Raw genomic sequence first — 12,275 nt, forward strand, 5'->3', positions numbered from 1 at the left:
TTTTAGGCGAGCAGCCGCTGCCTGCGGTGTCTTCCGGAACAGGAGCCTCCCATGTCCTCCCATCAACTCGGACCAACCATCCTTGTCGTTGCCGCCATTATCGCCCTTGCCCTCGGGCTCTATGCCTATTTCGCCCCGCTGACCGGTGTGACCGGCGTGTGGGGGCCGCTCGTCGCCAGCTTCGGCGCGCTATGCCTTGCCATCGGTGGCGCCCTGCTCATGGGCACGCGTGCGCGAGGCCTGCTGCTGGCGCTCGTCGCGCTTGGGCTCGTCCTGACCGCCTTCGCCACCGCGCTGCTGCACCAGTGGCTGATGCTGGCGGCGCTTGCCGTCTGCGCGATCGGCTGGCTGCTGTCGTTCCGCGCGCCCAAAGGAGCCAACGCATGAATCTGCTGCACACCACCGCCCTTCTGAGCCTTGTCGCCGGGGCCGCACTGGCGCAGGACGCCACGCAGTCCCCCGAGAGCCCCGCACCGCAGGCGCAGATCGACGCCCCCGTGCAGGACGCCCCCGACGCAACCGCCCGCTTTCCTTCGGATGCCCGCGTGCCGACCCCCGGCACCGGCTGGCCGAGCTTTCACGGTCAGCTCTCCGGCGCGAAATACTCGCCGCTGACGCAGATCACCCCTGAGAATGTCAGCGATCTGGAACTGGCCTGGCGGGCCGAGACGGGCGACGTCTCCGACGGCTCCGGCAACACGCCGGCGACGGTCTGGTCCGCCACCCCGATCTATGCCAACGGGCTGCTCTATATCGGCACGCCATTCTACCGGGTCATCGCCTATGATCCCGCCACCGGCGAGGAGGTCTGGAGCTTCGACACCCAGTCCACCCTCGAGGCGCTGACGCAGCCCGCGCTGAAGAACCGCGGCGTCGCCTACTGGGAGGCCGCCGAGCCCGCCCCCGGTGAGAGCTGCCAGAAGATCATCTACCTCGGCACGATGGATGCGCGGCTCTTTGCGATGGATGCCGACACCGGCGCGCTCTGCGAGGACTTTGCCGACGGCGGGCAGCTCGACGTGAACCAGTGGAACACGGTCAACGACCGATGGCCGCTGTCGCTCCTGCAGCCGCCGACCATCGTCGGGGATCACGTCATCATCGGCTGGGCCGGCAATGATTGGGACTGGGCCGAGGCACCTCCGGGATCGGTGTTCAGCGTGAACGCTCAGTCCGGCGAGCTGGAATGGACCTTCGACACGATCCCCGAGGAGATCCGCGAGCGCACCGGCACGGCCAACGTCTGGACCGCGATGAGCGCCGACGAGGAACGGGGCATCGTCTACCTGCCGGTCGCCTCGCCCTCGCCGAACTACTACGGCGGCAACCGCACCGAGGACATCCCCTACGCCACCTCGACCACCGCGCTCGACGTGGACACCGGCGAGGTGATCTGGTCGCGGCAATGGGTGCATCACGACATCTGGGATTACGACATCAACGCCGCGCCGACGCTGATGGACATCACCGTCGACGGGGAGGAGATCCCGGCGCTGATGCAGCCCAACAAGATGGGCTTTCTCTTCGTGGTGAACCGCGAGACAGGCGAGGATGTCTGGCCGATCGAGGAGCGCCCGGTGCCCGCGGGCGACATCCCCGGTGAGCGTTACGCCGAGACCCAGCCCTTCCCCACCAACCCTGCGCCGCTGCTCGATCAGAGCAAGCTGCCCGATGTCTGGCCCATCGCCGACATCGCTTCTTTCGGGGAATGCTCGGCCCTCTGGGACGAGATGCAGTACAGCGGCATGTACCAGCCGCCCACCACGGAGGGCGTCGGCGCCGGGGCCTACCCGAACTCCGCAGGCGTCGTGCAATGGGGCGGCGTCGGCTTCGACCCGGAGCGGCAGATCGCCGTGGTAAACCTCAGCCACGTGGTTCAGTACATCCAGCTCTACGAGCGCGCGGAATACGAGGAGATCAAGGGCGAGGCCGGACCCGGCGAAAGCGGCTTCCACCCGCAGACCGGCGCGCCCTACGGCATGTCGCTCAGGACTGCGCTGAACCGCTGGGGCATGCCCTGCTGGAAGCCGCCTTTCGGCGAGCTGGCGGCCCTCGACATGACCACCGGGGAGATCCTGTGGCGCGAGCCCTTGGGCGCGTCGCAGCGCTACGGCTTCTTCATGCCCGAGATGTGGGGCTCGCCCACCATCGGCGGCCCTGCGGTGACGGCCTCGGGGCTGATCTTCATTGGGGCGACGATGGACGCCAAGGTGCGCGCCTATGATCTCGAAACCGGCGACGAACTGTGGGAGGATCTGACCGAAGCGCCCGCCGTCGCCAACCCCGCGATCTACGAGCACGAGGGACAGCAATATGTCGCTTTCGTCTCGGGCGGTAACTCGATCCTCAAGCCGTCGGTCGGCGACATGGTGTCGGTCTACCGCCTGCCGGATTGACCCTTGTCGCCCGGCCCTGCGCGCAGCGGCCGGGCGATGACGCAAAAGCCCGGCGAGATCGACTGCTGTGCCCCTTTCCCGCTGGTCTCATGCGACGGCCTTGATCTCGGCCCTCCCCAAGGCCGAGCAGAGGTTCACGATAGCGTTGCACCTATGGAATCCGGCGGTTTGGCGGGAGGGGTCTCTTGTTCCAGAACCGCCGCATGACAGCGGCCCGTGTCATGGGCTCCATAGGCGGTGACAGCTTCGATCTTTTCTGCGGCCGGTATCTGCGACAGTAGTTGCGGCTGGATCAGGTTTTGCCCTGTCGCCTCGAGGTGCTTTCGAACGCGCGAATGTCGCCAGAAGCCGTGTCCATCGCAAGATGCATCTTGCGCCATTCGCGGTTGCGCGTCGCAACATGCTTGCGCGAAAGCCATTCTCCACCCCTTTGAAAGCGGCTTCCAGCGCTGTTGATAGCAAATTCAAAGGCGCACCGGAGCACCGATACGGGATCCGCACCGCGATCCGAGCCTGACGCCGGCACAGCGTCGAATAGTCCAGAACGCGCCAGTCGAGCCCAGCCGTCTCAATCAGGCTGGCCACCAGACCCAGGGTCTGGCTGAGCGGCACTTTCAGCATCAAACAGGTTTGAATGGCGCTACCGGAGAAGGTCTCTGGAAGCCCAAGCTTGCCGCTTCGGTTCGCTTGCCACGACATCTCAGGATCGTACCAGACCGACAACGATCCACGCCGCTTCAGGGCGGCGCCATAGTCGGACCAATTCGTCGCGCGGTGGCGGGTGTCGGAAGGCCTTGGCAGGCCATCGCATCAAACCATTGGGCTTCCCGAGGTGAATCCTTCCCATCGATATGTGCAACAACGCCCTCGAAGACTTCTGCTTCCAGTTTCCGGCAAAGGCACCTTTGAAAGGGCAGAGAAGGTCCGGAAACCGCCCTTCGTGCTGATGCCCGGCGTCATGCTACGGGTCGTGTGAACATCGTGGAAGGCCTGCAAGCCGACACTCGCGTCCAAGCCCCCTCAACAATTCGGCACGTTCACCGCGAGCCCTCCCAGCGAGGTCTCCTTGTAATGCTCGTGCATGTCGCGCCCCGTCTGGCGCATGGTCTCGATACAGGCATCCAGCGGGACGAAGTGGCGACCGTCTCCGCGCAGCGCCAGAGAAGCCGCCGAGACGGCCTTGATCGCGCCGAGGCCGTTGCGCTCGATGCAGGGGACCTGGACGAGGCCCGCGACCGGGTCGCAGGTCATGCCCAGGTGATGCTCAAGCGCGATCTCGGCGGCGTTCTCGATCTGCTCGGGCGTGCCACCCATGACGGCGCAGAGGCCGGCGGCGGCCATGGCGGCGGCGCTGCCCACTTCCGCCTGACACCCGGCTTCGGCGCCCGAGATCGAGGCGTTGTACTTGACCAGCCCGCCGATGGCGGAAGCGGTCAGGAAGAACTCGGTTACCCGCTGCGGGGTGGCCGTGGGGACATGGGTCAGCCAGTATTTCACCACTGCTGGCATCACGCCCGCCGCTCCGTTGGTCGGCGCCGTGACCACCTGGCCCCCGGCGGCGTTTTCCTCGTTCACTGCCATCGCGTAGCAGGAGATCCAGTCGTTGACGACATGGGGCGGGGCGAGGTTCTTGCCCGCTTCCTGTTTCAGCGCTTCGTGGATGGCGCGGGCGCGGCGGCGCACGGCGAGGCCGCCGGGAAGCAGGCCCTCGTTGCTCAGCCCCCGGTCGATGCAATCCGACATCACCTGCCAGATCCGGCCGACGCCCTGCGACAGGTCGGGGCGGCCCCTAGCGGTCTCGTTCGCGGCCTTCATCTGGGCGATGGTCAGGCCCGAGGCGCGGGCCATCTCCAGCATCTCCGCCGCCGACTTGAAGGGGTAGGGGACGGGACTGCCCTCGGCCTTGTCCTCGCCCGAGGCCAGCTCGGCCTCGGTCAGCACGAAGCCGCCGCCGACCGAGTAGTAGATCTCGGACAGGATCACGTCGCCCTGGGCGTCCAGCGCCATCAGCTTCATGCCATTGGGGTGGCCGGGCAGCGGGGTGTCGTAGTCGAAGATCAGGTCGGTCTCGGGGGCGAAGGCCAGCGTCCCGAGGCCCGGCGGTGTGACGGTGCCGGACCCGCTGATCGCCGCCAGCGCGGCCTCGGCCTTGGCGTCGTCGTAGCTGTCTGGCAGGAAGCCGGCGAGGCCGAGGATGGTGGCGCGGTCGGTGGCGTGGCCCTTGCCGGTAAAGGCCAGCGAGCCATGCAGCGAGGCGCGCAGGCCCTTCGCCTCGAACGGCGCGGCGCGCAGCCGGTCGAGGAAGCGTCCGCCCGCCACCATGGGCCCCATGGTATGGGAGGAAGACGGGCCAACGCCGATCTTGAAGATCTCGAAGACGGAAAGAAACATGCAGTACCCCTGTTTGCGCCCAGCCTAGCTTATGGCCGGGGGCAAGCACCACCGAAAGCGACCCGGGGCGGCGTGGGCGCGGCATCGGGCCAGTGCCGGACGTGGGCCGCATGCGGGCCGGATGTGGGCCGCTTTCGGTGGCGCCCGTGGCGACAGGTGCGGCGAAGGTGGCGCTTGTCCCCGGCGGGATGCCAGGCTGCAGTCCCGACCAGATGCCCATTTGTCGCGGGCGCATCGGGATAGGGGACGATTCCGCACTCGCTTCCGCGGCCTCGAATTCCTATAACCCGGAGAAACAAGGGAGACCCAGGATGAGCGGAGAGCTTTCCCCCATCGACAAGGCCAAGTTCCTTGCCGCCAAGCGGGCGGTGGATTTCGTCGAGGACGGCATGCGCGTCGGGCTCGGCACCGGCAGCACGGCAGCCTGGATGGTGCGTCTGCTGGGGGAGCGGGTGCGCGAGGAGGGGCTGAAGATCGCCGGCGTGCCGACCTCGACACGCACGGCGGAGCTGGCCCGCGACATGGGCATCCGGGTGATCTCGCTCGACGAGGCGAAGTGGCTGGACCTGACCATCGACGGCGCCGACGAGGTCGACGGTGACCTGAACCTGGTCAAGGGCGGCGGCGGGGCCCTGCTGCAGGAAAAGATCGTCGCCACGGCCAGCGACCGTATGGTGGTGATCGCCGATGCGGCGAAAGAGGTCGAGGCCCTGGGCGCCTTCCCCCTGCCGGTCGAGGTGATCCCCTTCGGCTGGCAGACCACGCAGGCGCTGGTGGAAGAGATGCTGATCTCGATGGACGTGCTGGGCCGGGACACCACGCTGCGGATGAACGGCGGCGCGCCCTATGTCACCGACGAGGGCAACCACATCCTCGACCTGCACCTGAACCGCATCGGCAATGCCCGGGAACTGGCACTGGTGATGAACCAGATCCCCGGGGTGGTTGAAAACGGGCTCTTCATTGATATCTGCGACACGCTGGTCATCGGCCACGGCTCGGGCCGGGTCGAGACCCGCGACATCAATGACGGAACGGTCGAGGACATGCGCCTGGACTTCGTCGAGGACGACAACCTGTTCCGCGATCTCTCGGACTGACCGGCCAGGTCGCTCCACCCTGAATTTCGTCGCGCCGATCCTCCCCTTGCGCGACCCCTGCAAGACCCGAAGGAGCGTCCATGAGCGACGAAACCCCATTCGACTATGATCTCTTCGTCATTGGCGCCGGTTCCGGCGGCGTGCGCGCGGCCCGCGTGGCCGCAGGCGAGACCGGCGCCCGCGTCGCCATCGCCGAGGAAAGCCGCTACGGCGGGACCTGTGTCATCCGGGGCTGCGTGCCGAAGAAGCTGATGGTCTTTGCCTCGGGCTACGGCCGCATGGCCGACGAGGCCCGCGCCTATGGCTGGGACATCGAGGAGAAGGGGTTCTCCTGGGATGCCTTCAAACCCAAGCTGGAAGCCGAGCTTGACCGGCTGGAAGCCATCTACCAGCGCCTGCTGGACGGCTCGGGCGTCGACAAGTTCAACCAGCGCGCCACGGTGGCCGATGCCCATACGGTGCGCCTGGCCGATGGCTCCACGAAAACGGCCAAGCATATCCTGGTGGCCACCGGCGGGCGTCCGGTGAAGCCGGATCTGCCGGGCGCCGAGCTGGGCATCACCTCGAACGAGATCTTCCACGTCGCCGAACTGCCCAAGCGCATCCTGATCATCGGCGGCGGGTACATCGGCTGCGAGTTCGCGGGCATCCTGAACGGTCTGGGCAGCGAGGTGACGCAGTACTATCGCGGTACCCAGGTGCTGCGCGGCTTCGACGACGAGGCGCGCGGGCTGATCGCCGACGAGATGCGCGCCGCCGGGATCGACCTGCAGGTGGAAACCGACGTCGTGAAGCTGGAGAAGGACGCCGACGGCATCCGCGTCTTCGACACCAGGGGCCGCGAGACCATCTTCGACCAGGTGCTCTTTGCCACCGGCCGCGCGCCCAACACCGACGGCATGGGCCTGGCCGAGGCCGGCGTCGAGCTGGGCCGCAATGGCGAGGTCATCGTGGATGACTTCAGCCAGACCGCCGTGCCCTCGATCTGGGCCATCGGCGACGTCACCGACCGCGTGCAGCTGACCCCGGTGGCGATCCGCGAGGGCATGGCCTTTGTCTCGACCGTGTTCCGCGGCGTGCCGATGAAGCCCGACCACGAGCTGATCCCGACGGCGATCTTCACCCAGCCCGAGATGGGCACGGTGGGCATGTCCGAGGAGGAGGCCATCCAGAAGGCCGGCGAGCCGCTGGAGATCTACACCACCTCGTTCAAGCCGATGCAGCAGAGCTTCGCCGGCACCGCGGCGCAGAAGATCCTGATGAAGCTGGTCGTCGGCAAGCAGAGCCGCAAGGTTCTGGGCTGTCATATCGTCGGCCCCTCGGCGGGCGAGATGATCCAGCTTGCGGGAATCGCCGTAAAGATGGGGGCGACGAAAGAGGATTTCGACCGTACGGTGGCCGTACATCCGACCGCGGCGGAAGAGATCGTGACCATGCGCAACCCGACGCGGACCCTGGGCTGAGGCCTGGCTGTCCCGGACGCGATCGTGACCCGTTCGCAAGGGAGCAAAACTTGAAAATTGCCCTCCGGCTGCACAGTTGGAGGGGGAGTATGTTCGACAGAAAGGCAGACAATGGCTGGACAGAATGGCGGCCCCTGGGGAGGAGGCGGCGGCTCGGGCGGGCGTCCGACACCGCCCCCGGGTGGCAATGGCGGAGGCCGCGGCCCCGGTGGTAACAACGGTGGACGCGACGACAAGCCTTCCATTCCCGATATCGACGAACTGGTGCGCAAGGGCCAGGATCAGCTGCGCGTCTTGATGGGCGGCGGCGCCGGTGGCCAGAACTCGGGCGGCGGTGCCCCCGGTGGTGGCGGTCCGCTGATCAGCCGCTCGATGGTCGGCCTTGGCCTGGCCGCGGCGGTCGTCGGTTGGCTTTTTGCCAGTGTCTACACCGTGCGTCCCGACGAGCAGTCGGTCGAACTGTTCCTCGGACAGTATTCCTCGACCGGGCAGCCGGGTCTGAACTTCGCCCCCTGGCCCTTTGTCACCCATGAGGTGATCGCCGTGACGCGCGAGCGCACGGTCGACGTGGGAGTTGGCGGCCGTGGCTCGGATGCCGGGCTGATGCTGACCGGCGACGAGAACATCGTGGATATCGACTTCCAGGTGGTCTGGAACATCACCGATCCGGCACAGTTCCTGTTCAACCTGCGCGATCCGCAGATGACCATCTCGGCCGTGTCGGAATCCGCCATGCGCGAGATCATCGCCCAGAGCGAGCTGTCGCCGATCCTCAACCGGGACCGGGGCGCCATCTCGCAGCGCCTGCGCGACCTGATCCAGTCCACCCTGGACAGCTACGGGGCCGGCATGTCGGTGATCCGTGTCAACTTCGACAAGGCCGACCCGCCCGCCGAGGTGATCGGGGCCTTCCGGGAAGTTCAGGCCGCCGAACAGCAGCGCGAACGCCTCACCAACGAGGCCGACGCCTATGCCAACCGCGTCACTGCCGAGGCCCGCGGCCAGGCCGCTCAGCTGCGCCAGGAAGCCGAAGGCTACCGCGCCCAGGTGGTGAACCAGGCCGAGGGTGAAGCCAGCCGTTTCTCTGCCGTCCTGACAGAGTACCAGAAAGCCCCCGAGGTGACCCGCAAGCGTCTCTACATCGAAGCGATGGAAGAGGTCCTTGGCGGCGTCAACAAGGTGGTCATCGACGGCGAGGCCGGATCCGGTGTCCTGCCTTACCTGCCGCTCAACCAGCTCGCGCCCTCCGGCGCCGGCAACCAGTAAGGGAGAGAGATCATGAAAAAGTCTGCGATCCTTCTGCCCCTGGCGGCCGTGGTGGCCATTGTCGGGTTCTCTTCCTTCTTCATCGTGGACGAGCGCGAGAAGGCGCTTGTCCTGCAGTTCGGTCGGGTGATCGACGTGAAGGAAGATCCGGGCCTGGCCTTCAAGATCCCGCTGATCCAGGAAGTCGTGACCTACGACGACCGTATCCTCAGCCGTGATATCGACCCGCTGGAGATCACCCCGCTGGATGACCGCCGCTTGGTGGTCGACGCCTTCGCCCGCTACCGCATCACCGATGTGCGCCAGTTCCGCCAGGCCAACGGCGTCGGCGGCATCGTTGCCGCCGAGGCCCGGCTCGACTCGATCCTGCGCTCGCAGACCCGGGAAGTGCTGGGCTCGGTCCGCTCGGACGAGATCCTCTCGGCCGACCGTGCCGCGCTGATGGTGCGGATCCGGGATGGCGCCTTCGACGAGGCCCAGTCGCTGGGGCTCGAGATCATTGACGTGCGCCTGAAGCGGACCGACCTGCCGACCGAGAACCTCGACGCCACCTTCGCCCGGATGCGGGCCGAGCGTGAACGCGAGGCGGCCGACCAGATCGCCCGCGGTAACGAACGCGCCCAGGAGATCCGCGCTGAGGCCGACCGGAAGCGCGTCGAGACCGTTTCGGAAGCGCAGCGCGCGGCCGATATCATCCGTGGTGAGGCAGATGCCCGCCGCAACGCGGTCTTCGCCGAAGCCTATGGGGTGGATCCGGAGTTCTTCGACTTCTACCGCTCGCTCACCGCCTATCGGAACGCCCTGAAGGGCGATACCTCGACCATGGTGATCTCGCCTGACAGCGAGTTCTTCAACTACCTCAAGGCCAACAACCCGGGCGGCGTGCAGCCCGAACCCGTGGTCCCGGTCGAGGATCCGGCAGCGGAAGGCGCCGAAGAGGCCGCACCCGCCGCCGATGTCGTCCCCGAGGTCGCTCCCGAAGCCGCCCCCGAGGCGGCCCCGGAAGGCGACGCCGCTCCGGTGAGTGAATGATCCAGCAGGCGCTTGCCACGGGCCTCCTGGCCCTTGGCATCGTCTGTCTTGTCGAGGGGCTGGCCTGGGGGCTGGCCCCTTCGCTTGTCGAGCGTCTGCTGGCCGCCCTTGCGACGATGAGCGAGGCTGACCGCCGAAAGATCGGGCTTCTCGCCATGGCGGCGGGGGTGCTTCTGCTCTGGGCGGCGAAGACGCTGGGGGCGTGACGTGATTTGTCATTTCAACGAAATGAGCCCTGCACGGGGGCACGCGCAGCGGTGAAAAATTTACGAAAAATAAGGGGTTTGCGGGGAAAGGTGGGGGCAGGCGGCTGCGCCGCGGGTCGGCAAGACTTCTCTCACCCGGGCCTCACATCCTGTTGACGCGCCGCGACGGGCCTTTGTGTTGCGCCCTGATCGGCCTAGATTAGAAACAACGACAGGCCCGGTCCTCGGGATACCCCTCGGGGGCGGACCAGGGTTTCTTCAGCAAGAAGGAGAATTGGGAATGACGAGACAGGCATTGGCCCTGCGATCCCCGGCGGACCGCGACATGATCGGAGCGGGGTCCGACATTGCGGCCGAGCGCCGCGTGGGGCCCGGAATGCGGGGGCTCTGGCTGGGCGTGATGGCGGTGATGCTGCTGCTGGCGCAGGCGATCTCGGCCCGCGCACTGCCCGACAGCTTCGCCGACCTGGCGGACAAGATCAGCCCCTCGGTGGTCAATATCACCACGTCGACCACGGTCACCGCGCGCGATGGCGGCCCCTCGCCGATCGTGCCCGAAGGCTCTCCGTTCGAGGATTTCTTCCGCGAGTTCCAGGACCGCAACGGCGGGGGCGGAGAAGCCCGTCCGCGTCGCAGCCAGGCACTTGGCTCGGGATTCGTGATCTCGGAAGACGGCTACATCGTGACCAACAACCACGTCATCGAGAACGCCGACGAGATCCAGGTGGAATTCTTCAACGGTGATCTTCTGGATGCCGAAGTGGTCGGCACCGATCCGAATACCGATATCGCGCTGCTCAAGGTCGCGGCCGACAAGCCGCTGCCCTTCGTCTCTTTCGGCGACAGCGACGTTGCCCGCGTGGGCGAATGGGTCGTCGCCATGGGCAACCCGCTGGGTCAGGGCTTCTCGGTCTCGGCCGGTATCGTCTCGGCGCGCAACCGGGCGCTTTCGGGCACCTATGACGACTACATCCAGACCGACGCGGCGATCAACCGCGGCAACTCGGGCGGGCCTCTGTTCAACATGAACGGCGAGGTGATCGGCGTGAACACCGCGATCCTGTCGCCCAATGGCGGCTCGATCGGTATCGGCTTCTCGATGGCCTCGAACGTGGTCAAGCGCGTGATCGCCCAGCTCGAGGAATACGGCGAGACCCGGCGCGGCTGGCTGGGTGTGCGTATCCAGGACGTGACCCCCGACATGGCCGAGGCCATGGGCCTGGCCGAAGCCGCCGGTGCGATGGTCACCGACGTGCCCGAAGGTCCGGCAATGGAAGCAGGCATGGAAGCCGGTGACGTGATCACCAACTTCGACGGTGTCGAGGTCGCGGACACCCGTGGCCTGGTGCGCCAGGTTGGCAATGCCGAAGTCGGCAAGACGGTCCGTGTGACGGTCTGGCGCAATGGTGAAACCGAGACGCTGCGCGTCACCCTCGGCCGCCGCGAAACCTCTGAAGCCGCCGTGCCCGCAGCCCAGACGCTGGAAAATCAGGCCGATCCGCAGGTGCTGGACCTGATGGGCATGTCCCTGTCGGAGCTGACCCCGGATCTGCGCGAGCAGCTGGAACTGGGCCAGGACATCGACGGCCTCGTGGTCACCGATGTCGACGAGATGGCAGAAGCCTTCGAGAAGGGCGTGCGCGCCGGTGACCTGATCACCGATGCCGGCCAGCAGAAGGTGGCCTCGATTGCCGATCTCGAAGCGCAGATCATCGTTGCGAAGGAAGCCGGTCGCAAGTCGATCCTGCTGCTGATCCGCCGCGAAGGGGATCCCCGCTTCGTGGCCCTGCCGCTGGACGAAAGCTGACCCCTGTCAGCGAGACCTGGAAAAGGGCGCCCCCGGGCGCCCTTTTTCGTGCCGGGGCCGCCTGGAAGGCCGCGCGGCGAAGCCACGGCCGCAGGTTCCTCGGGCCGGGGGCGGCGCCGTCGCATCCGGGCCGGATGGCCCTGCCAGGGGACAGAGCCGCCGCCATGGCCTATAAGCGGCGCACAGTTCCCGAGGATCCGATGCACGCCCAATTCCCCGACCCCGATCTTGCCAGTGCCCTGCTGCCCCATGCCTTCGACATCCGCGACGGCGCCCATGACGAGGCGCATCTGCTGCGGGTCTGGCGCAACGTCGCCCGGATCGCGGCGGAAGAGGGGGGCGATACCCGCATCCTGCTGGCCGCCACGCTACTGCATGACTGCATCTGGGTGGACAAGGCCTCGCCCGAGCGGCGGATGGCCTCGCGCATGGCAGCAGTGAAAGCGCGCGAGGTACTCGCGGGTCTGGGCTGGGGCGAGGGCGATATCGCCCGCGTTGCCCATGCCATCGAGGCGCACAGCTTCTCGGCGGGGATCACCCCCGAGACGAAAGAGGCGCGAATCCTGCAGGACGCCGACCGGCTGGATGCCATGGGTTTCATCGGTGTCGCCCGC

Annotated in this window: 10 protein-coding genes and 1 pseudogene; 9 read left to right on the forward strand and 2 right to left on the reverse strand. The window is 66.9% G+C overall.

Going from position 1 to position 12,275, the window contains the following annotated elements; translation table 11 throughout:
* Positions 1–51: 51 nt before the first annotated feature.
* Together OS124_RS0107515 and OS124_RS0107520 are read left to right on the forward strand one after the other, a co-directional pair.
* Positions 52–387: a hypothetical protein gene (locus tag OS124_RS0107515; RefSeq protein ID WP_010138858.1), complete on the forward strand. Its 336-nt coding sequence runs from the start codon at positions 52–54 to the stop codon at positions 385–387.
* The gene (locus tag OS124_RS0107520; RefSeq protein WP_010138859.1) at positions 384–2,396 is read left to right on the forward strand and encodes a pyrroloquinoline quinone-dependent dehydrogenase; all 2,013 of its coding nucleotides are present in this window, start codon (positions 384–386) and stop codon (positions 2,394–2,396) included. The genes OS124_RS0107515 and OS124_RS0107520 overlap by 4 nt, the downstream gene beginning before the upstream one ends.
* A gap of 185 nt (positions 2,397–2,581) precedes the next feature.
* On the opposite strand, the pseudogene OS124_RS26485 reads toward OS124_RS0107520, so the two are convergent.
* Together OS124_RS26485 and OS124_RS0107525 are read right to left on the reverse strand one after the other, a co-directional pair.
* Positions 2,582–3,197: pseudogene (locus OS124_RS26485) on the reverse strand (IS5 family transposase); the annotation flags it as partial.
* Between the two features lie 219 nt (positions 3,198–3,416).
* A complete protein-coding gene (locus OS124_RS0107525) occupies positions 3,417–4,787 on the reverse strand; it encodes an L-serine ammonia-lyase (protein WP_010138860.1) in 1,371 nt (456 codons plus the stop codon).
* A gap of 311 nt (positions 4,788–5,098) precedes the next feature.
* Here OS124_RS0107525 and rpiA point away from each other — a divergent pair, with 311 nt between their 5' ends.
* The 7 genes from rpiA to OS124_RS0107560 form a co-directional block, all read left to right on the forward strand.
* Positions 5,099–5,887: a ribose-5-phosphate isomerase RpiA gene (gene rpiA / locus OS124_RS0107530; RefSeq protein WP_010138861.1), complete on the forward strand. Its 789-nt coding sequence runs from the start codon at positions 5,099–5,101 to the stop codon at positions 5,885–5,887.
* An 80-nt stretch (positions 5,888–5,967) separates the two neighbouring features.
* On the forward strand, positions 5,968–7,350 hold the full coding sequence (gene gor, locus OS124_RS0107535) for a glutathione-disulfide reductase (protein WP_010138862.1): 1,383 nt from the start codon (positions 5,968–5,970) through the stop codon (positions 7,348–7,350).
* 111 nt (positions 7,351–7,461) lie between these two features.
* The gene (gene hflK / locus OS124_RS0107540) at positions 7,462–8,616 is read left to right on the forward strand and encodes an FtsH protease activity modulator HflK (protein ID WP_029375259.1); all 1,155 of its coding nucleotides are present in this window, start codon (positions 7,462–7,464) and stop codon (positions 8,614–8,616) included.
* Between the two features lie 12 nt (positions 8,617–8,628).
* Positions 8,629–9,648 (forward strand): protease modulator HflC, encoded by a 1,020-nt coding sequence (gene hflC / locus OS124_RS0107545; RefSeq protein WP_010138864.1) that lies wholly within the window; start codon positions 8,629–8,631, stop codon positions 9,646–9,648.
* A complete protein-coding gene (locus OS124_RS0107550; RefSeq protein ID WP_010138865.1) occupies positions 9,645–9,854 on the forward strand; it encodes a DUF2065 domain-containing protein in 210 nt (69 codons plus the stop codon). Before hflC ends, OS124_RS0107550 begins: the two co-directional genes overlap by 4 nt.
* Positions 9,855–10,230: 376 nt before the next feature.
* On the forward strand, positions 10,231–11,661 hold the full coding sequence (locus OS124_RS0107555; RefSeq protein ID WP_040606851.1) for a Do family serine endopeptidase: 1,431 nt from the start codon (positions 10,231–10,233) through the stop codon (positions 11,659–11,661).
* A gap of 200 nt (positions 11,662–11,861) precedes the next feature.
* Positions 11,862–12,275, forward strand: a 414-nt coding sequence (locus OS124_RS0107560) for an HD domain-containing protein (RefSeq protein WP_029375261.1), incomplete at its 3' end; no start/stop codon positions are given.

The sequence above is a fragment of the Oceanicola sp. S124 genome (genome assembly GCF_000220565.1).
Lineage (GTDB): Bacteria > Pseudomonadota > Alphaproteobacteria > Rhodobacterales > Rhodobacteraceae > Pseudooceanicola.